This window comes from Jatrophihabitans fulvus (assembly GCF_054781375.1).
The window spans coordinates 35,888-56,436 of the sequence record NZ_BAAGUN010000007.1; the positions used below are offsets into that span (position 1 = coordinate 35,888).

19 protein-coding genes are annotated in these 20,549 nt (G+C 70.0%); 17 read left to right on the forward strand and 2 right to left on the reverse strand.

Features of this window, described 5'->3' with window-relative positions; translation table 11 throughout:
• Nucleotides 1–88: 88 nt before the first annotated feature.
• From ACYVP9_RS19700 to ACYVP9_RS19775, 16 genes are all read left to right on the forward strand, one after another.
• A complete protein-coding gene (locus tag ACYVP9_RS19700) occupies nt 89–1,399 on the forward strand; it encodes a geranylgeranyl reductase family protein (RefSeq protein WP_460606663.1) in 1,311 nt (436 codons plus the stop codon).
• Between the two features lie 95 nt (nt 1,400–1,494).
• A complete protein-coding gene (locus tag ACYVP9_RS19705; RefSeq protein WP_460606938.1) occupies nt 1,495–1,854 on the forward strand; it encodes an NADH-quinone oxidoreductase subunit A in 360 nt (119 codons plus the stop codon).
• A gap of 87 nt (nt 1,855–1,941) precedes the next feature.
• A complete protein-coding gene (locus ACYVP9_RS19710) occupies nt 1,942–2,481 on the forward strand; it encodes a NuoB/complex I 20 kDa subunit family protein (RefSeq protein WP_460606664.1) in 540 nt (179 codons plus the stop codon).
• A 1-nt stretch (nt 2,482) separates the two neighbouring features.
• Entirely contained in the window at nt 2,483–3,244 is a 762-nt protein-coding gene (locus ACYVP9_RS19715) for an NADH-quinone oxidoreductase subunit C (protein ID WP_460606665.1), read from the forward strand.
• Nucleotides 3,235–4,557 carry an NADH-quinone oxidoreductase subunit D gene (locus ACYVP9_RS19720; RefSeq protein ID WP_460606939.1) on the forward strand — a complete coding sequence of 441 codons (1,323 nt, stop codon included), beginning with the start codon at nt 3,235–3,237 and terminating at the stop codon, nt 4,555–4,557. The genes ACYVP9_RS19715 and ACYVP9_RS19720 overlap by 10 nt, the downstream gene beginning before the upstream one ends.
• 79 nt (nt 4,558–4,636) lie before the next feature.
• Nucleotides 4,637–5,677 (forward strand): NADH-quinone oxidoreductase subunit NuoE, encoded by a 1,041-nt coding sequence (nuoE, locus tag ACYVP9_RS19725; RefSeq protein WP_460606666.1) that lies wholly within the window; start codon nt 4,637–4,639, stop codon nt 5,675–5,677.
• 3 nt (nt 5,678–5,680) lie between these two features.
• Nucleotides 5,681–6,973, forward strand: a complete 1,293-nt coding sequence (gene nuoF, locus ACYVP9_RS19730; RefSeq protein WP_460606667.1) for a complex I 51 kDa subunit family protein — start codon at nt 5,681–5,683, stop codon at nt 6,971–6,973.
• A complete protein-coding gene (locus ACYVP9_RS19735; protein ID WP_460606668.1) occupies nt 6,973–9,417 on the forward strand; it encodes an NADH-quinone oxidoreductase subunit G in 2,445 nt (814 codons plus the stop codon). The genes nuoF and ACYVP9_RS19735 overlap by 1 nt, the downstream gene beginning before the upstream one ends.
• The gene (gene nuoH / locus ACYVP9_RS19740) at nt 9,417–10,742 is read left to right on the forward strand and encodes a complex I subunit 1/NuoH family protein (RefSeq protein WP_460606669.1); all 1,326 of its coding nucleotides are present in this window, start codon (nt 9,417–9,419) and stop codon (nt 10,740–10,742) included. The genes ACYVP9_RS19735 and nuoH overlap by 1 nt, the downstream gene beginning before the upstream one ends.
• Before the next feature lie 149 nt (nt 10,743–10,891).
• Nucleotides 10,892–11,440, forward strand: coding sequence for an NADH-quinone oxidoreductase subunit NuoI (gene nuoI, locus ACYVP9_RS19745; RefSeq protein ID WP_460606940.1), 549 nt, complete (start codon nt 10,892–10,894; stop codon nt 11,438–11,440).
• Nucleotides 11,430–12,236 (forward strand): NADH-quinone oxidoreductase subunit J, encoded by an 807-nt coding sequence (locus tag ACYVP9_RS19750; RefSeq protein WP_460606670.1) that lies wholly within the window; start codon nt 11,430–11,432, stop codon nt 12,234–12,236. The genes nuoI and ACYVP9_RS19750 overlap by 11 nt, the downstream gene beginning before the upstream one ends.
• Nucleotides 12,233–12,532, forward strand: coding sequence for an NADH-quinone/ubiquinone oxidoreductase subunit 4L family protein (gene nuoK, locus ACYVP9_RS19755; protein WP_460606671.1), 300 nt, complete (start codon nt 12,233–12,235; stop codon nt 12,530–12,532). Before ACYVP9_RS19750 ends, nuoK begins: the two co-directional genes overlap by 4 nt.
• Nucleotides 12,533–12,590: 58 nt before the next feature.
• The gene (gene nuoL, locus ACYVP9_RS19760) at nt 12,591–14,477 is read left to right on the forward strand and encodes an NADH-quinone oxidoreductase subunit L (protein ID WP_460606941.1); all 1,887 of its coding nucleotides are present in this window, start codon (nt 12,591–12,593) and stop codon (nt 14,475–14,477) included.
• Nucleotides 14,474–16,045 (forward strand): complex I subunit 4 family protein, encoded by a 1,572-nt coding sequence (locus tag ACYVP9_RS19765; protein WP_460606672.1) that lies wholly within the window; start codon nt 14,474–14,476, stop codon nt 16,043–16,045. Before nuoL ends, ACYVP9_RS19765 begins: the two co-directional genes overlap by 4 nt.
• Nucleotides 16,042–17,640 (forward strand): NADH-quinone oxidoreductase subunit N, encoded by a 1,599-nt coding sequence (nuoN, locus tag ACYVP9_RS19770; RefSeq protein WP_460606673.1) that lies wholly within the window; start codon nt 16,042–16,044, stop codon nt 17,638–17,640. Before ACYVP9_RS19765 ends, nuoN begins: the two co-directional genes overlap by 4 nt.
• Nucleotides 17,641–17,662: 22 nt before the next feature.
• A complete protein-coding gene (locus ACYVP9_RS19775) occupies nt 17,663–18,670 on the forward strand; it encodes a polyprenyl synthetase family protein (protein ID WP_460606674.1) in 1,008 nt (335 codons plus the stop codon).
• Between the two features lie 2 nt (nt 18,671–18,672).
• On the opposite strand, the gene ACYVP9_RS19780 is transcribed toward ACYVP9_RS19775, so the two are convergent.
• Nucleotides 18,673–19,437 carry an esterase/lipase family protein gene (locus ACYVP9_RS19780; RefSeq protein ID WP_460606675.1) on the reverse strand — a complete coding sequence of 255 codons (765 nt, stop codon included), beginning with the start codon at nt 19,435–19,437 and terminating at the stop codon, nt 18,673–18,675.
• Nucleotides 19,438–19,528: 91 nt separating this feature from the next.
• On the opposite strand from ACYVP9_RS19780, the gene ACYVP9_RS19785 reads away from it, so the two are divergent.
• On the forward strand, nt 19,529–19,795 hold the full coding sequence (locus ACYVP9_RS19785) for an excalibur calcium-binding domain-containing protein (RefSeq protein WP_460606676.1): 267 nt from the start codon (nt 19,529–19,531) through the stop codon (nt 19,793–19,795).
• 9 nt (nt 19,796–19,804) lie between these two features.
• Here ACYVP9_RS19785 and ACYVP9_RS19790 read toward each other — a convergent pair whose 3' ends face one another.
• On the reverse strand, nt 19,805–20,539 hold the full coding sequence (locus ACYVP9_RS19790) for a DinB family protein (RefSeq protein WP_460606677.1): 735 nt from the start codon (nt 20,537–20,539) through the stop codon (nt 19,805–19,807).
• Nucleotides 20,540–20,549: the final 10 nt, after the last annotated feature.

Genomic DNA, 20,549 nt, shown 5'->3' on the forward strand with positions numbered 1-20,549 from the left:
TGGGCCGCGTCCGAACGCAGGCTTACACTCGGCTCAGGACGCTAGTGAAAGCGTTCACAAAGTCCCGAACCGTTGCAGGAGTGGCTCCATGCCGGCATCCACGGCCGAAGTCCGTCCGGATTCGGTGGCACCGGACGCCGCCCAGCAGGCCGACGTGATCGTCGTCGGCGCGGGCCCGTCCGGCAGCAGCGCCGCCTACTGGCTGGCGACCGCCGGGCTCGATGTCGCGCTCGTCGAGAAGACCGAGTTCCCGCGCGAGAAGGTGTGCGGCGACGGCCTGACGCCGCGCGGCACCCGCGCCCTCGTCGACATGGGCATCGACGTCAGCGAGGCCAACGGCTGGTTGCACAACCGCGGCCTGCGCGTCGTCGGAGGCGGCCAGCGGCTGCACCTCGACTGGCCGCAGCTCACCAGCTTCCCGCCGTTCGGCCTCGTGCGCCCGCGCGCCGACCTCGATGCGATGCTCGCGAACCAGGCCGTCAAGGCCGGGGCGCGGCTCTACCAGAACACCACCGTCACCGAGCCGATCGTCGAGAACGGCCGCGTCGTCGGCGTCACCGGCCGCACGGCCGACAAGCAGCCCGTCGCGTTCCGCGCCCCGATCGTGCTCACCTGCGAGGGCGTCAGCGGCAAGCTCGCGCAGAAGCTCGGCGTGCACCGCAACGACAAGCGGCCGCTGGGCGTCGCCGTCCGGCGGTACTACACGAGCCCGAAGACGCACGACGACTACCTCGAGTCGTGGCTCGAGCTGTGGGACGGCAAGCCCAACGAGTCGCAGCTGCTGCCCGGCTACGGCTGGATCTTCGGCATGGGCGACGGCACCGTGAACGCCGGGCTCGGCGTGCTGAACTCCTCCGCCGGTTTCCAGAAGACCGACTACCGCGCGATGCTGACGCGCTGGCTCGACAACACGCCCGAGGAGTGGGGGCTGCGCGAGCAGAACGCCACCTGCCCCACCCGCGGCGCCGCCCTGCCCATGGGCTTCAACCGCACCCCGCACTACGTCGACGGCATGCTGATCGTCGGCGACTCGGGCGGGTCGGTGAACCCGTTCAACGGCGAGGGCATCCCGTACGCCATGGAGTCGGGCAAGTTCGCGGCCGAGGCGGTCGTGCAGGCGATGGCCCGTCCGGACGGCCCCAGCCGCGAGGCCGCGCTCGCCGCCTACCCGGAGCGCATGCGGCAGGAGTGGGGCGCGTACTACCGCCTCGGCGGCATCTTCGTGAAGCTCATCGGCAAGCCGTCGGTGATGCGCGCGTGCACCCGTCACGGCCTGCCGCACCCGGCGCTCATGCGTTTCGTGCTCAAGCTGCTCGCGAACCTGACCGACCCGAAGGACGGCGATCTCTCGGACCGGTTGATCACCACCCTGACCGCCCTCACACCCCCCGTCCGATAGGCGTTAGGTATGCCTAAGACCCGGCTGGGGCGAGACCGCGGACTAGCCTGTGAACGGCCGGTCCGTTCCTCCAAGAAGGGAGATGTGGCCTAGTGCTGGCGCCGTATCTGCCGATCGTCCTGCTCTTCGCCCTCGCGCTCGCGTTCGCGACGTTCTCGGTGACGATCGCACCCTTCACCGGACCGAAGCGCTACAACAAGGTCAAGCTCGACTTCTACGAGTGCGGCATCGAGCCGACGCCCGACACGGGCGGGGCGAAGCGCTTCCCGATCAAGTACTTCCTGACGGCGATGCTGTTCATCGTCTTCGACATCGAGATCATCTTCCTGTACCCGTACGCCGTGGCGAACAAGTCGCTGGGACTGTTCGGGCTCGTCGAGGTGATCCTGTTCATCGTCACCGTGTTCTCCGCGTACGCCTACGTCTGGCGCCGCGGCGGACTGGACTGGGACTGACACCCCGATGAGCGAACGCAGTGAGCGAATCAATCAGCACAGGGTTATCCGGGCCCCGCGTCAGCCCGGAGCGAAGCGAGGACTGACGTGGGTCTAGAGGAAAAACTGCCGGACGGCGTGCTGCTCGCCTCCGTCGAGAAGCTGGTCAACTGGACGCGCAAGTCGTCGCTGTGGCCGGTGCAGTTCGGTCTCGCGTGCTGCGCGATCGAGATGATGAGCTTCGGCGGCCCGCGCTCGGACTCCGCCCGCTTCGGCATGGAGGTCTTCCGCGCGTCGCCGCGCCAGGCCGACCTCATGATCGTCGCCGGCCGGCTGAGCCAGAAGATGGCGCCGGTGCTGCGGCAGATCTACGACCAGATGCCCGAGCCCAAGTGGGTGCTCTCGATGGGCGTCTGCGCCTCGAGCGGCGGCATGTTCAACAACTACGCGATCGTCCAGGGCGTCGACCACGTCGTGCCCGTCGACATGTACCTGCCCGGCTGCCCGCCGCGCCCGGAGATGCTGATCGACGCGATCCTGAAGCTGCACCACAAGATCATGAACGAGCCGCTCGGCCCCAAGCGGGCCGCGAAGCTGGCCGACCAGAAGGTCGAGCTCGTCCCGTCGTCCTACAAGTACGGCCGCTGACATGGGTGGACCAGTCGAGAGGCCCGTGCCCGAGGACTCCACGCCGGAGCAGAACGCGGCCGACGTCGCCCGCGCGACCGTCGGCACCGGCCGGGGCGGCGTCGGCCCGGCCAGCGACTCGCCCTACGGCGTGCAGCGGCAGGGCATGTTCGGCGTCAGCGGCAGCGGCGACACCTCCGGCTTCGGCGGCCTCGTGCGCGAGCCGTGGACGCCGCCCTCGGCCGAGCGTCCGTACGGCAGCTACTTCGACTCGCTCGTCGACGCGCTCATGGACGCGTACCCGAAGGCGTCCGAGGCGGTGCTCAAGGTCGTCGTCGACCGCGACGAGCTGACGCTGTACCTCGCGCGCGAGCACCTCGTGGGGGTCGCGAAGACCCTGCGCGACGACCCGAACCTGCGCTTCGAGCTGTGCTCCAGCGTGTCCGGCGTCGACTACCTGGGTTCGGCGAACCGCCTGCACTCGGTGGTGCAGCTGCGCTCGATGACCTACCGCCGGCGCGTCCGGCTCGAGGTCGCGGTGCCGGTCGAGGACCCGCACGTGCCGTCGCTGACGTCGATCTACCCGACCGCCGACTGGCAGGAGCGGGAGACGTTCGACATGTTCGGGATCGTCTACGACGGGCACCCCGCGCTCACGCGCATCCTCATGCCCGACGACTGGGACGGGCACCCGCAGCGCAAGGACTATCCCCTGGGAGGGATCCCCGTCCAGTACAAGGGCGCAACGATCCCGCCGCCGGACGAGCGGAGGGCATACAAGTGACCGATCAGTTCGCGCCAGCACGCGACACCACCGAAGGCCGCGTCTACAACCTGACCGGTGGCGACTGGGACCAGGTCTTCGGCGGCACCGACCCGATCAAGGACGAGCGCCTCGTCCTCAACATGGGTCCGCAGCACCCGTCGACGCACGGCGTGCTGCGCATCGTCGTCGAACTCGAGGGCGAGTCGGTGCAGGACCTGCGCACCGTCATCGGCTACCTGCACACCGGCATCGAGAAGAACGTCGAGTTCCGCACCTGGACGCAGGGCGTCACCTTCCTGACCCGTGCCGACTACCTCGCGCCGCTGTTCAACGAGACGGTCTACTGCCTCGGCGTCGAGAAACTGCTCGGGGTCGAGGTGCCGCGCCGCGCGCAGTTGATCCGCCAGCTCATGCTCGAGATCAACCGCGTCTCCTCGCACTGGGTCGCGCTCGCGACCGGCGGCATGGAGATGGGCGCGCTGACCGCGATGACCAACGGTCTGCGCGCCCGCGAGCGCTGCCTCGACATCTTCGAGATGGTCACCGGTCTGCGCATGAACCACGCGTTCGTCCGTCCCGGTGGCGTCGCCCAGGACCTCCCCGACGAGGCGGACGAGGCGATCCGCCAGTGGATCACCGACATCCGCGGCGAGATCAAGGGCCTGCGCGGCCTGCTGCAGGGGCAGCCGATCTGGATCAACCGGCTCAAGGACGTCGGCTGGCTCGGGGTCGAGGGCTGCCTGTCGCTGGGTGTCACCGGCCCGATGCTGCGGGCCGCCGGCCTGCCCTGGGACCTGCGCAAGACCGACCCGTACCTCTGCTACGACGAGGTCGACTTCGGCGTCCCGACGCGCGACGGTGCCGACTGCTGGTCGCGCTTCCTCGTGCGTGTGGACGAGATGGAGGAGTCCGTCCGCATCGTCGAGCAGACCCTCGACCTGCTCGAGCCGGGCCCGGTGTGGGTCGACGACCCGAAGATCGCCTGGCCGGCGCGGCTGAGCATCGGCCCCGACGGCATGGGCAACTCGCTCGAGCACGTGCAGAAGATCATGAACTCGTCCATGGAGTCGCTCATCCACCACTTCAAGCTGGTGACCGAGGGCTTCCGCGTGCCGCCGGGCCAGGTGTACACGGCCATCGAGTCGCCGCGCGGCGAGCTGGGCGCCCACGTGGTCAGCGACGGCGGCACCCGTCCGTACCGGGTGCACCTGCGCGAGCCCTCGTTCGTGAACCTGCAGTCGACCAGCGCCGTCGCCATCGGCGGCATGGTCTCCGACGTCATCGCCTCGATCGGCTCGATCGACCCGGTGATGGGAGGAGTGGACCGGTGAGCGGAGCTTGCGCAGCGAATCAGTGTCACAGCGCCGTACGTGCCTCATCGCGTCGCCCGGAACGAAGTGAGGACGCGCGATGAGTCCGCAGCACGACCAGCACGAGATGCCGACGTTCAGCGACGCGCCGTCGACCAGCGCGCCGACGAACTCGCCGTCCGGCCGCTCGAACTTCCGCACGAGCGTCATCAACCTCGAGCGCCCGGGTGACCCGAGCGTCTTCGGCGACGACATCCGCGCGGACGCTCAGAAGATCATCGCCAAGTACCCGGAGGGCCAGTCGCGCTCGGCGCTGCTGCCGCTGCTGCACCTCGTGCAGTCGGTGCAGGGCTACGTCTCGCCCGATGGCATCGCGTTCTGCTCCGACACCCTCGGCCTGACCAAGGCGCAGGTGTCGGCGGTCGCGACGTTCTACACGATGTACAAGCGTCAGCCCACGGGCGAGTACCTCGTCAGCGTCTGCACGAACACGCTGTGCGGCCTGCTCGGCGGCGACGAGATCTTCGGCGCGCTCAAGGAGCAGCTCGGCGTCGCCGAGAACGGCACCACCGACGACGGCCGCATCACCCTCGAGCACGCCGAGTGCCTCGCGGGGTGCGACTACGCGCCGGTCGTCACCGTGAACTACGAGTTCTACGACAACCAGACCGTGGGCAGCGCCCGTGCGCTGGTCAGCGAGCTGCAGTCGGGCGGTCAGCCGCAGCCGACGCGCGGCGGACCGCTGTGCACGTTCAAGCAGATCGAGCGGCAGATCGCCGGCCTGCACGACGCCGAGGGCGCGTTCTCGCCCGAGGCCACCGCGACCGGCGCCCCCACGCAGGCGGGCGTGAAGCTCGCCCTCGAGCGGGGCGACACCGCGCCGTCGTACGCGACCGACCCCGGCAGCGATGCCCCGGCCGCGTCGGCCGAGGCGTCCGCCGAGACCGCGGCGAAGACGCCCGCGAAGAAGGCGACGCGCAAGGCCGCGGCGAAGAAGACCGCGCAGGCCGAGCAGCCCGGCATCCCGGGCATGAGCGGCAACCAGGAGGAGTCCAGCGCGAGCGACCAGCCGCTGCACACCGCCGAGTCGGACCCGTCCAACCCGACCGACCCGGCCGGCGAGACCGAGAAGGAGGACTGAGTCATGCCGCTCGCACCGGTGCTGACGAAGCGCTTCACCACCTCCCAGCCGTGGAAGATCGACAACTACGAGAAGCTCGAGGGGTACGCGGCGCTGCGCAAGGCCCTGCGCATGGAGCCCGACGCGCTGGTCTCGTTGGTCAAGGACTCCAACCTGCGCGGCCGCGGCGGCGCCGGCTTCCCGACCGGCATGAAGTGGTCGTTCATCCCGAAGGACAACCCGAAGCCGAAGTACGTCGTCGTCAACGCCGACGAGGGCGAGCCCGGCACCTGCCGCGACATGCCGCTGATGATGAACGACCCGCACGCGCTGGTCGAAGGCATCATCATCGCCTGCTACGCCGTCGGCGCCCACCACGCGTTCGTTTACATCCGCGGCGAGGCCGTGCACGCGATCCGCCGCGTCACCGCGGCCGTCGAGGAGGCCGTCGGCAAGGGCTACCTCGGCACCGACATCCTCGGCTCCGGCTTCGACTGCCGCATCACCGTGCACTCCGGTGCCGGCTCGTACGAGTGCGGCGAGGAGACGGCGCTGCTCGACTCGCTCGAGGGCCGCCGCGGCCAGCCGCGCCTCAAGCCGCCGTTCCCCGCGACCAACGGCCTGTACGACTCGCCGACCGTCGTCAACAACGTCGGCACGCTCGCGAGCGTCCCGTACGTCGTGCTCGGCGGCGCCGAGTGGTTCAAGCAGCTCGGTCCGGCCGGCTCGCCCGGTCCGTGCATCTACTCGCTCTCCGGACGCGTCGCGAACCCCGGGCAGTACGAGGCCCCGATGGGCACGACGCTGCGCGAGCTGCTCGAGCTCGCCGGCGGCATGAGCCGCGGCAAGGAGCTCAAGTTCTGGACGCCGGGTGGTTCGTCCACTCCGCTGTTCACGCCCGAGCACCTCGACACCCCGCTCGACTTCGACTCCGCCGTCAAGGCCGGGTCGATGAACGGCACGTCCGCCGTCATGATCTTCGACGAGGACGACTGCGTCGTGCGTGCGGTCAAGAAGTGGTCGCAGTTCTACGAGCACGAGTCGTGCGGCAAGTGCACGCCGTGCCGCGAGGGCACCTACTGGCTCGTCGGCATCTACGAACGTCTCGAGGCCGGCGAGGGCACCCCCGAGGACCTCGACACCCTGCAAGACCTGTCCGACAACATCCTCGGACGCTCGTTCTGCGCTCTCGGCGACGGCGCGACCAGCCCGGTCACGTCCTCGCTGAAGTTCTTCCGCGACGAGTACCTCTCCCACATCGAGAACCACGGTTGCCCGTACGCGGGCAGCGAGCGCGCGCTCGTAGGAGCCCACTAGTGACTGAAGCACCCGCGAAGGAGGACCTCGTCACCGTCACCATCGACGGTCTCGAGATCTCCGTGCCCAAGGGCACGCTGCTCATCCGCGCCGCGGAGCAGCTCGGCATCTCCATCCCCCGGTTCTGCGACCACCCGCTGCTCGACCCGGCCGGTGCCTGCCGGCAGTGCCTGGTCGAGGTGCCCGACATGGGCAACGGCCGCGGCATGCCCAAGCCCGCGGCCAGCTGCACCACCACGGTCATGCCGGGCATGGTCATCAAGACGCAGCTGACCTCCGCCGTCGCCGACAAGGCGCAGCAGGGCGTCATGGAGCTGCTGCTGATCAACCACCCGCTCGACTGCCCGATCTGTGACAAGGGCGGCGAGTGCCCGCTGCAGAACCAGGCGATGAGCAACGGCCGCGCCGAGAGCCGGTTCCGCGAGGCGAAGCGGACGTTCCCCAAGCCGGTCGCGATCTCCTCGAACGTGCTGCTCGACCGCGAGCGGTGCGTGCTGTGCCAGCGCTGCACCCGCTTCTCGCTGCAGATCGCCGGCGACCCGTTCATCGAACTGCTCGAACGCGGCCCGCAGCAGCAGATCGGCACCTCGGAGGAGGTGCCGTTCCAGTCGTACTTCTCGGGCAACACCGTGCAGATCTGCCCGGTCGGCGCGCTCACCGGCGCGTCGTACCGCTTCCGCGCCCGCCCGTTCGACCTGCTGTCGACCGACTCGGTCTGCGAGCACTGCTCGTCCGGCTGCGCGCTGCGCACCGACTTCCGGCGCTCGAAGGTGACGCGCCGCCTCGCCGGCAACGACCCCGAGGTCAACGAGGAGTGGAACTGCGACAAGGGTCGCTGGGCGTTCCACAGCGCCGAGCAGGCCGACCGGCTGACCCAGCCGCTGGTGCGCAACGACGGCGAGCTCGTCCCCACGAGCTGGCCCGAGGCGCTCGAGCGTGCGGCGCAGGGCCTGGCCGAGGCCGCCGACCGCGGCGGCGTCGGTGTGCTGCCCGGCGGACGGCTCACCGAGGAGGACGCCTACGCGTACGCGAAGTTCGCGCGCGTCGCCCTCGGCACGAACGACATCGACTTCCGCAGCCGTCCCGGGTCGGACGAGGAACTCGCGTTCCTCGCCTCGTCCGTCGCCGGCACCGGACCGGAGCACGTCTCCTACGCCGACCTCGAGAAGGCGCCGACGGTGCTGCTCGCCGGGTTCGAGCCGGAGGAGGAGTCGCCGATCGTCTTCCTGCGCCTGCGCAAGGCGGCCCGCGACAAGCGGACGCGCGTCCACGCCGTCGCCCCGTTCGCCTCGCGAGGCCTCACCAAGCTCGAGGGCACGCTGCTGCCGACCGTCCCCGGCGCCGAGGCCGACGCGCTGAACGGGCTGTCCGCCGAGCTCGTCACCGCGCTCGGTGAACCCGGTGCGGTGATCCTCGTCGGCGAGCGCCTGGCCACCGCGCCGGGTGCACTCAGCGCCGCCGCCGCCCTCGCCGATCGCACGGGCGCCCGCCTCGCGTGGGTGCCGCGCCGCGCGGGCGAGCGCGGCGCGATCGACGCCGGCGCGCTGCCGACGCTGCTGCCCGGCGGACGTCCGGTGGCCGACGCCGCCGCGCGGTCCGAGGTCGCGGCGGCCTGGCACGTCGACGAGCTGCCGGCCCAGCCCGGCCGCGACGCCGACGCCATCTGGCGCGCCGCCGCCGAGGGCTCGCTGTCGGCCCTGGTCGTCGGCGGGGTCGACCCGGCCGACGCGGCCGACCCGGCTCTGGTCGAGCAGGCGCTCGGCAACGCAGGGTTCGTCGTCAGCCTCGAGGTGCGGCACAGCGCGGTCACCGCGCACGCCGACGTCGTGCTGCCGGTCGCCCCGTCCGCCGAGAAGTCCGGCCGGTACGTGACGTGGGAGGGACGGCGCCGCCCGTTCGACCTCACCATCGCCGGCACCGGGGCGCTGAGCGACTTCCGCGTGCTCGACACCCTGGCCGAGGAGCTCGACGTCGAGCTCGGGCTGCGCACGGTCGACGCGGCGCGCGCCGAGCTGCTGTCGCTCGGCACCGTCGCGCAGCGTCCGGCCGCTCCGGCGGTCGCCGCCCCCGCGCCCCAGCCGTCCGAGGGCGAGGCGGTTCTCGCCACCTGGGCCGAGCTGATCGACGCCGGCCGCCTGCAGGACGGCGACGAGCACCTCGCCGGCACCGCGAAGCCCGTGTTCGCCCGGCTGTCCGCCGGCACCGCCGCCGGCCTCGGCATCGCTGCCGGCGACCTCGTGTCGGTGAGCACCGAACGCGGCGCCGTGGTGCTGCCGTCCGAGATCGTCGCCATGCCCGAGGGCGTCGTGTGGCTGCCGACCAACGCCCGCGAGTGCGCGGTGCGCGCGACGCTCGGCGCCGTTCACGGCTCGCCGGTCACGCTGACGCGCACCGATGCGCCACCGGTCGTCGGCACCGACGCCGGCACGGGAGAGGGTGAGTGATGCACGACGCCGTGCTCGCCAGCGGGCAGAACCTGCCCGGTTTCGGCAACGCGCCGATCTGGATCGTGCTGATCAAGGTCCTCGGCATCTTCGTGTTCCTCGTCGTCATGACGCTGTTCACGATCGTGTTCGAGCGCAAGGTCGTCGGACGGATGCAGAACCGCATCGGCCCGAACCGCACCGGCCCCTGGGGCGTGCTGCAGTCGCTGGCCGACGGCGTGAAGCTCGCCTTCAAGGAAGAGATCATCCCGGTCCTGGCCGACAAGCCGGTCTACTTCCTCGCGCCGATCATCTCGGCCACGCCGGCGTTCCTCGCGTTCTCGGTCATCCCGCTCGGCCCGACCGTGTCGATGTTCGGCCACCACACCGCGCTGCAGCTGACCGACCTGCCCGTCGGTGTGCTCGTCGTCTTCGCCTGCTCCTCGCTCGGCGTCTACGGCATCGTGCTGTCGGGCTGGGCGTCCGGCTCGACGTACCCGCTGCTCGGTGGCCTGCGCTCGGCGGCCCAGATGATCTCGTACGAGGTCGCGATGGGCCTGTCGATGGTCGCGGTGTTCCTCTTCAGCGACACCATGTCGACGTCCGGCATCGTCGCCGCCCAGCACGACCTCTGGAACGTCGTGCCGCTGTTCGTCTCGTTCGCGATCTACTCCGTGTCGGTCGTCGGCGAGACCAACCGCGCGCCGTTCGACCTCGCCGAGGCCGAGTCCGAACTGGTCGGCGGTTTCCACACCGAGTACTCGTCGTTCAAGTTCGCGATGTTCTTCCTCGCCGAGTACATCAACATGGTCACCGTCTCGGCACTCGCGACGACGCTGTTCCTCGGCGGCTGGCGTGCCCCGTTCCCGCTCTCGCTGTGGGACGGCGCGAACGCCGGCTGGTGGCCCATCCTCTGGTTCACCATCAAGGTCGTCGCCTTCCTGTTCGTGTTCGTCTGGCTGCGCGGCACGCTGCCCCGCCTGCGCTACGACCAGTTCATGTCCCTGGGCTGGAAGGTGCTGATCCCGGTCAACCTGGTGTGGATCCTCGCCGTCAGCGCGATCCACACGCTGCGCGACCGCGGGTGGCCGTCGTGGCAGGCCACGGCTGTGCCCCTCGCCATCGTTCTGCTGGTGATCGTCGTTCCCGCGCTGATGGTGTGGGAGGGTGCGTCGGCCCGTCGCGCCGCCGCGCTCGCCGACGACGAGGACGAGGCCGCCGAGTACGACCAGACCTTCCCGACGCCACCGATGGACCTCGTCGTCCCGACACCGCCGCGAGAGCGCGGCGACACGCGCCTCGCGCGCAGCGGTGCCGGACGCGGCGAGCTCGAAGGGAGCGACTGAACGTGGCCACCGGTAAGCAGCCGGCACGGCGCCCGGACGCGAGTCCCGCCCTGCCCGGACACGAGCCGCCGAAGCGGTCGACCCCGACGGCCGAGCCGTCCGCGGGTGCCCTCGGCTTCGCCAAGGGCTTCGGCCTGACCTTCGGACAGATGTTCAAGAAGGTCTACACGCAGCAGTACCCGTTCGACTACTACGGCACCAAGCCGCGCTACCACGGCCGTCACGTGCTCAACCGGCACCCGGACGGACTCGAGAAGTGCGTGGGCTGCGAGCTGTGCGCGTGGGCCTGCCCGGCCGACGCGATCTACGTCGAAGGCGGCGACAACACCGCCGAGGAGCGGTACTCGCCGGGTGAGCGGTACGGCGCCGTCTACCAGATCAACTACCTGCGCTGCATCTTCTGCGGGTTGTGCATCGAGGCGTGCCCGACGCGGTCGCTCACGATGTCGAACGAGTACGAGCTCGCGCTCGACAACCGCCAGGAGCTGATCTACACCAAGGAGCAGCTCATGGCCCCGCTGCTGCCGGGCATGGAGGCTCCGCCGCACCCGATGCGGCTCGGTGACGACGAGAAGGACTACTACACCGTCCGCTCGCAGGAGCCGCTGCAGTCGGGGGAGCCGCAGAGCACCGCGAACGTCGCGGGCAAGCCGATCACCGGCACGGCCAACCGGATGGGGACGCACCATGGCAGTTGAGGTGCTCGCCGCTCCGCTGACCAACGGCACGGTTCCCCTGGGCGAGGCCATCGCGTTCTGGATCCTCGGCCCGGTGGCGCTCGCCGGGGCCATCGGCATGGTGCTGTTCCGCAACGCGGTGCACTCGGCGCTGTCGCTCGTCGCGACGATGATGTGCCTGGGCGCGTTCTACGCGATCCAGCAGGGCCCGTTCCTCGGCCTGGTGCAGATCATCGTCTACACCGGCGCGATCATGATCCTGTTCCTGTTCGTGCTCATGCTGGTCGGACGCGACTCGTCCGACTCGATCGTCGAGACGCTGCGCGGCCAACGCTGGGCCGCCGCGCTGTTCGGTCTCGGTTTCGCGCTGCTCGTCGCCATCGGCCTCGCCAAGGCGTTCGAGGGCGACAAGACCCCGGTCGACCTCGACGCCCCCAACGCCAACGGCGGCAACGTGCAGTCGCTGGCGCAGCTGCTGTTCACGAAGTACCTGTTCGTCTTCGAGCTGACGTCCGCGCTGCTGATCGTCGCCGCCGTCGGCGCGATGGTGCTCGCGCACATCGAGCGCGACGGCCGCAAGCCGACGCAGAAGACGCTCGCGCGCGAGCGCATCCGTTCCGGACGCCCGCAGCCGCTGCCCGGCCCGGGTGTGCTCTCGACCGGCAACTCGATCGGCACGCCGGCTCTGCTGCCGGACGGGTCGATCTCACACGAGTCGGTCATGGCCGGACGCGAGGAGTTCGACCTGCACGAGCCGCCCGCCGGTCTGCTCGGCACCGGCGACTACGACGACAGCGAGACGAGGTCGTCGAGGTGAACCCGAGCTACTACCTGATCCTCTCCGCCGCGCTGTTCACCATCGGCGCCGTCGGCGTGCTCATCCGGCGCAACGCGATCGTCGTGTTCATGTCCGTCGAGCTGATGCTCAACGCGGTGAACCTGACGCTCGTCACCTTCTCCCGCATCAACGGCGACCTCGAGGGCCAGGTCATGGCCTTCTTCGTCATGGTCGTCGCCGCGGCCGAGGTGGTCGTCGGCCTCGCCATCATCATGGCCATCTACCGAACCCGCAGGTCCGCGTCCGTCGACGACGCCAACCTGCTGAAGTACTAGGAGACAGGCTCCGGTGACTCTCGCCGAAACCGGCACGGCCTACACGGCCGCGACCGGCATCCAGTCCGGCGTGTGGCTGCTCGTCGCAGTGCCCGCCTTGTCCGCCGCGATCCTGCTGCTCGTCGGCAAGCGCGGCAACGCATGGGGCCACCTGCTCGGTGTCATCGTCCCGGTCGCGCTGTTCGTCTACACGGTGATGCTGTTCTTCTCCGTGCGCGACCTGCCGACGGACGAGCGGCACGTCGACCGCCTGCTGTTCGACTGGGCGCCGGTCGGCGACTTCAAGATCAGCGCCGGGTTGCTGCTCGACCCGCTGTCGCTGACTTTCGCGCTGCTCATCACCGGTGTCGGCTCGCTGATCCACATCTATGCCGTCGGGTACATGAGCCACGACGACGGGCGGCGCCGCTTCTTCGGCTACTTCAATCTGTTCATCGCCGCGATGCTGCTGCTGGTGCTGGCCGACAGCTACCTGCTGCTCTACATCGGCTGGGAAGGCGTGGGTGTCGCGTCCTACCTGCTGATCTCGTACTACTTCACCCGCAGCTCGGCGGCGACCGCGGGCAACAAGGCGTTCTTCGCCAACCGTGTCGGTGACGTCGGCCTGTCGATCGCGATCATGCTGATGTTCGCCTACACGGGCACGTCCGCGTTCGAGACCGTGCTGAACACGCAGTTCTCGCACGGCGTCGCCACCGCCATCGCGCTGATGCTCGTGCTCGGCGCGTGCGGCAAGTCGGGCCAGTTCCCGCTGCAGACCTGGCTGCCCGACGCCATGGAGGGCCCGACGCCGGTGTCGGCGCTCATCCACGCCGCCACGATGGTGACCGCGGGCGTGTACCTCATCGCCCGGTCGGCCGCGATCTTCGACGCCTCCGAGGCGGCGCGGCTCGTCGTCACCATCATCGGGGCGATCACGCTGCTCTACGGCTGCATCGCCGGCTGCGGTCAGGACGACCTGAAGAAGGTGCTGGCCAACTCGACGGTGAGCCAGATCGGCTACATGTTCCTGGCCGTCGGCCTCGGCCCGGGCGTCTACGCGATCGGCATCATCCACCTGGTCGGCCACGGCTTCTTCAAGGCCGCGCTGTTCCTCTCGGCCGGGTCGGTCATGCACGCCATGAACGACCGCATCGACATGCGCCGCTTCGGTGGGTTGTACAAGGTCATGCCGATCACGTTCGGCGTGTTCGCGTGCGGCTACCTGGCGATCCTCGGCATCCCGCCGTTCACCGGCTTCTTCACCAAGGACAAGATCATCGAATCGGCGTTCGACAAGGGCGGCACGTCGGGGTGGGTCCTCGGCATCTGTGCGCTGCTCGGCGCCGGGCTGACCGCGTTCTACATGACGCGGGCGCTGGTGATGACCTTCTTCGGCAAGCGGCGCTGGGAGGACGACGTGCACCCGCACGAGTCCAAGCCGGTCATGTGGCTGCCGATGGCGGTACTCGCGGTGCTCGCCCTCGCGGGCGGCTTCCTGATGTACATGGGCAGCGCGGTGCAGAACTGGCTGACGCCGTCGGTGGGTGAGGCCGAGGAGGCCGGCATCCACACCATCTCTCCGACCGTCCTGTCGATCATCACCGTGGTCGTGGTGCTGTTCGGTGTGGCCGGCGCGTACGTCGCGTTCGGTCGCAAGACCGTCGACATCCCGATCGAGCAGCCCCCGGGCTCGCCGGTCACGCTCGTCGCGCGCAACAGCCTGTACGCCGACAAGTTCAACGAGACGTTCCTGATGCGCCCGGGGCAGTGGCTGACCCGTGCGCTCGTGTTCTTCGACAACAGAGGGGTGGACGGCGCGGTGAACGGGCTCGCAGCCGGGTTCGGAGGCGGGTCGGCACGCGCCCGGCGGGTGCAGACGGGCTTCGTGCGCAGTTACGCGCTGTCGATGCTCGCGGGCACCGTCGCGTTGATCGCGGTCCTGCTGGCGGTGCGCTTCCAGTGAACAACTACGCCCTGCTGGTCCTCGTCCTGATCCCGCTGGTCGGATCGGTCGCGCTGTTCGCCATGAACGAGGCGAAGGCGCAGCTCGCGAAGTTCATCGCGCTCGGTGTCTCGCTGGCCGTGTTCGTCTACACGCTGGTGCTGCTGTTCAGCTTCCAGACCGGCGAGGTCGCCGAGACGACCAAGCGGTTCCAGTACACGATGTCGTGGAACTGGATCAAGGACTTCGGCGTGCACATCGCCTTCGGCGTCGACGGCATCGCCATGGTGCTCGTCGCCATGTCGACCGTGCTGGTGCCCGCGGTGATGCTCGCGTCCTGGAACTCGCTCGACAGCCGGGCGGGCGCCGAGGAGTTGCCCACCAGCGGCACCAAGCGCCGGTCCGTCACGAACTACTTCGCGCTGCTGCTGCTGCTGCTCGAGTTCTTCATGATCGGCGTCTTCACGGCCACGGACGTCTTCCTGTTCTACGTGTTCTTCGAGGCCATGCTCGTGCCGATGTACTTCATCATCGGCAGCTTCGGCGGGCCCCGCCGGCAGTACGCGGCGATGAAGTTCTTCCTGTACTCGCTCGTCGGCGGCCTCTTGATGCTGGCGTCCGTGATCGGTCTGTACGTGTCCGCGGGCACGAGCAGCTTCGCCATGACCGACCTCATGAGCAAGCCGCTGCCCGACAACGCGACGCAGAAGTGGCTGTTCCTCGGCTTCTTCCTCGCCTTCGCGATCAAGGCACCGCTGATCCCGTTCCACACCTGGTTGCCGGACGCCGGCGCCGAGGCGCCCGCGGGCGGGGCCGCGCTGCTCGTCGGCGTGCTCGACAAGGTGGGCACGTTCGGGTTCCTGCGCTACTGCCTGCTGCTGTTCCCGGACGCGTCCAAGTTCTTCGCACCCACCATCCTGGTGCTGTCGGTGATCGGCGTGCTGTACGCCGCTTTCCTGGCGATCGGCCAGCGGGACATGAAGCGGCTCGTGGCCTACACGTCCGTCGCCCACTTCGGCTTCATCGGCCTGGGCATCTTCGTGTTCACCACCCAGGGCGGCAGCGGCGCCGTGCTGTACATGGTCAACCACGGGTTCTCGACCGGTGCGCTGTTCCTCGTCGTCGGCATGCTCATCGCCCGCGGCAAGAGCCGCAACGTCGACGACTACGGCGGCGTCGCGAAGGTCGCTCCGCGGCTGGCCGGCCTGTTCCTGCTCGCCGGCCTGTCGGCCCTCGCGCTGCCCGGCATGAGCACGTTCATCAGCGAGTTCCTCGTGCTGGTGGGCACGTTCAGCCGCTACAAGGGCTACGCGATCATTGCGACCACCGGCATCATCCTGGCCGCGATCTACGTGCTGTACCTCTACCAGCGCACGTTCCAGGGGCCCGTCCACGAGAAGGTCACGAAGTTCCGTGACGCGAACACGAGGGAGATCCTCGCCGTCGCGCCGCTGATCGCGATCATCGTGTTCCTCGGCGTCTATCCCAAGCCGGTGCTGGACGTCATCAACCCGGCGGTGAAGGCCACCATGCAGGACGTCGGCAAGACCGATCCCGCCATCCAGTACGCCACCGGAGGGGGCAAATGACCGCCCTGCTCGCCGCGCCCGGCGACAGCATCACCGCGCCGTCCGTCTCGTACTCGGCGCTGTCGCCGATCCTCATCGTGCTCGGCGCCGCGATCCTCGGCGTCATCGCCGAGGCCGTGCTGCCGCGGCGTGACCGCTTCGCCGCCCAGGTCGGCATCACGATCGCCGGCCTCGCCGGAGCGCTCGTCGCCGTCGGCGTCATCCACTCGACCAAGACGGCCACGCCGTCGCCGAGCGGCAGCAACGTGCCTTTCGCCGGGTCGCTCGCCATCGACTCCGCCGGGCTGTTCATCCAGGGGACGATCCTGGCGCTCGCCATCGTCGCCGCCCTGCTGATGGCCGAGCGCAGCGTCGACGTCGGCAGCCCGATCGTGGCGTCCGCCGCCACCGTGGTGGGCTCGCCGGACGACCGGCGCCTCGCGACGAGCGAGCGGGTGCAGACCGAGATCTTCCCGCTCATGCTGTTCGCGGTCTCGGGCATGTTGATCTTCCCGGTCTCGAACAACCTGCTGCTGATGTTCGTGGCGCTCGAGGTGCTCTCGTTGCCGCTGTACCTCATGGCGGGCATGGCGCGGCGTCGCCGGCTGCTGTCGCAGGAGGCGGCGGTCAAGTACTTCCTGCTCGGCGCCTTCGCGTCCGCGTTCTTCCTCTACGGCGTCGCGATGCTCTACGGCTACGCGAACTCCGTCGACCTGCCGACGATCCTGCAGGCCACGCGCGGCTCGGCGAAGTCCGACATCCTGCTGTACTCGGGTCTCGCGCTGCTGCTGGTCGGCCTGCTGTTCAAGGCGGGCATCGCGCCGTTCCACTCGTGGACGCCCGACGTCTACCAGGGCTCGCCCACCCCGGTCACCGCGTTCATGGCGGCCTGCACCAAGGTGGCCGCGTTCGGCGCCATCATCCGGGTGCTGTACGTCGGGTTCTCGACGACCTCGTACGACTGGCGTCCGATCGTGTGGGGCGCGGCGATCGCGTCGATGGTGGTCGGCGCCGTGTTCGGCCTGACGCAGACCGACATCAAGCGCATCCTCGCCTACTCGTCGATCGCGCACGCCGGCTTCATCCTGGTCGGTCTGCTGGCCGTCAACCGCAACGGACAGCTGTCGAAGGACGGCATCTCCAGCGTGCTGTTCTACGTGCTGACCTACGGCTTCACCACGCTGGCCGCGTTCGGACTGCTCATGCTCGTCCGCGACTCCGAGGGCGAGGCGACGCGCCTCGCGCAGTGGTCCGGGCTGGCGAAGAAGAGCCCCATCGTCGCGGTCACGATGACGGTCCTGCTGATGTCGATGGCGGGCATCCCGCTGACGTCCGGGTTCACGGGCAAGTTCTTCGTGTTCCGTGCGGCGTACAGCGACGCCGGGCCGCTGGTGGTCATCGCACTTGTCAGCTCGGCGGTCGCGGCGTTCTTCTACCTGCGCATCGTCGTGCTCATGTTCTTCGCCGAGCCGCCGGAGAACGGCCCGACGATCGCCATCCCGGGCTGGTCGACGTCCATCGCCCTCACCCTCGGCGTCGTCGTCACCGTGGCGCTGGGCGTGTTCCCGCAGCCGCTGCTCGACCTCGCCACCAACGCCGCGCAGTTGACGGGCTGATGCCCGGAACCGGAGCGCGGCGGTGAGCCCGACGTCCACCCCGCCCACGCTCGTCGTCGGCTTCGACGACCCTGCGCTGGAGCACTCCGTGCGCACGCGGTTGGACGACGTCGAGCAGCAGCTGCGCGCCGCCGTCGACTTCCCGGACGAGTTCGTCACCGACGTGGCGAAGCACCTGGTGTTCGCCGGGGGCAAGCGGTTCCGTCCGATGATCGGCGTGCTCGCCGCGCACTTCGGTGACGCGGCCCGCGCCGAGGTCGCGCCGTCGCTCGTCGTCTGCGAGATCACCCATCTGGCGACGCTGTACCACGACGACGTCATGGACGAGGCGCCCGTGCGCCGCGGGGCCGAGTCGGCGAACGCCCGCTGGACCAACACGATCGCGATCCTCACCGGCGACCTGCTGTTCAGCCGGGCGTCGAACATCCTCGCCGACCTCGGGCCGTACGCGGTCAAGCTGCAGGCGGTCACGTTCGAGCGGCTGGTGATCGGGCAGATCCGCGAGACCGTCGGCGTGCGTCCCGGCGAGGACGCCATCGAGCACTATCTGTCGGTTCTCGCCGACAAGACCGGCTCGCTGATCGCGACGGCCGCCGAGTTCGGCGCGCACTTCGCCGGCGCCGACCCTGCGGTCATCACGAGCCTGCGCGCGTTCGCCGAGCAGATCGGCATGGCCTTCCAGATCAGCGACGACATCCTCGATGTCGCATCCGAGTCGGACGAGTCGGGCAAGACCCCCGGCACCGACCTGCGCGAGGGCATCGCGACCCTGCCCGCGCTGTACGCCCTGCGCGACGCCGACCCGGCCACGGCGCGGTTGCGCGAGCTGGTGTCCCGTCCGCTGCCCGACGACGCCGAGCACGCCGAGGCCCTCGCGCTGCTGCGCGCCTCGGACGCCCTCGGCGAGGCCCGGGCCACGCTGCAGGACTACGCGGACTCCGCGCGCGCGGCGCTCACCGACCTGCCCGACGTCCCTGCTCGGGCCGCGCTCGAGGCGCTCACCGAGTTGGTGATCGCCCGTACCGGCTGAACTCAGGCCGGGAACCAGCGCTGCAGCGACGGCGGCACCGTGAAGGGGTGTTCGGCCGGTCTCGGCTGCGCGAGCCGGTCGGCGACCACCCACAGCGAGGCCAGGTCGGTGCCGTAAGTCAGGTGCGCGCAGCGCACCTCCACGTTCTGGTGCCGCTCCGTCTCCGGCTCGACGCACGAGCGCCAGTGCACGATGCCGTCCCGCTTGGAGAAGATCGCGGTCGAGGGGACGGGGATCGGGCGGGACGTGTCGGCACCCGGCCCGGGCGCCCGATGCTGCTTCTCGTGCCGCCGGTAGGCGAACCCGACCCGGCTCTGCCGTGGGTCACGCAGCGCGAACGGGCTGCCGAGCGTGATGACCTGACGGACGGTCTCCGGGCGCCGCCGCGCGAGCTCGCGGGCGAAGATGCCGCCCAGGCTCCACCCGATGATCGACACCGGCCCGCCGGTGCGCTCCCGCAGCGCGTCGATCGCCTTCGGCATGCCCTCGAGGATCTCGGCGGTCGGCCCCAGGTTGCGTCCGAGCCGCCATCCCCACGTCGTGTGCCCCAGGCCACGGACGAAGCGCCGCAGCAGCACGGTGCTGCTGTCCGACGTCATCAACCCGGGCAGCACCAGCACCCCGTGGGCGTCGTCCGCCGCGGGCCGCGGCGCCCGTTCCAGCGTCCGGGCTGCGAGCGGGTACGCGCCGAGCCGCGTGATCGTCCGCGCCGGTTCGGTGAGGAACAGGGACAGGGCCGGCGCCCGAGGTGCGCGGTCGGTGGTCACCACACGCACCATTCTCGCGCGGGACGGGCTCCGGACGCGCGTCGTGGGCTACGCTTCGCTTCAGTTGATCGACTTCACATGGAGCACACGCATGCAGTTCCGCCGTCTCGTTCCCGTCGTCGCCGTCTCGTGCGCGGCCGTCCTGCTGCCGGTCACGTCGGCCGACGCCGCGGCCGCCCGCACCTTCGCCAACTGCACCGCCATGCACAAGGTGTATCCGCACGGCGTCGGCAAGGTCGGGGCGCGGGACCGCACGAGCGGCAAGCCCGTCACGACGTTCAAGCGCAGCAACACGCTCTACGCGGCGAACAAGAAGAGCGACCGCGACAAGGACGGCGTCGCCTGCGAGAAGCGCTAGGCGGCCCGCTCAGCGCCAGGGTTCGAGTGCGGGCGTCGCGCCGAGCCGGTGCGCGACCAGGTCGCCGCGCCCGGTCGCCCATGCCGCCAACGCCCAGTCGGGGCCGGTGAGCTCGACCGGCGTGCCCGCGCCGATCGTCCACTCCCGGCCGACGAGCTCGGGGCAGATCGAACCGTCCTGGCCCACCACGATGTGCAGCGCGTCGGACGTCCGGTGGGGCACCGACTCCATCGCGTCCGGCAGCAGGTCGTGCACGAGGGCCGGAGGCCAGCGGTCGGGCTCGTAGTCGGCATCGAGGTCGACCCGGTGGATCTCGACCTCGCGCAACCGCCGGGGCAGCCAGTCGCGGGCGACCCGGCCGTCGTCGGTGGGGGCGTCCCAGGCCTCGGCGTCGAGCACGGCGCCGAGCACGCGGTCGAGGCGTTCGGCAGTGTCGGCGACGTCGGCGCGCAGCTCCGTCGCCGGCCGCCCGGCTCCCGACTCGATGTCGCGGTCACGCCCGGCGTCGCCGTCGGGGTAGCGGGGCTCGATCTCGCCGCGCAGGGCGCCCGACAGTGTCGCGGTGATGCCGTCGGCGTTGCGGGCGAGGTGGCTGAGCACGTGGGCGCGGGTCCAGCCGGCGCACCGGGACGGCGCCCGGACGTCGGCGTCGGACCAGCCGAGCTCGTCCAGGCCCTTCAGCAGATCGGCCGTCGACGCGCGCAGGGCCTGCAGCACCGAGGTGGGCTCGGGGGAGTCGGTCACACTGACGATC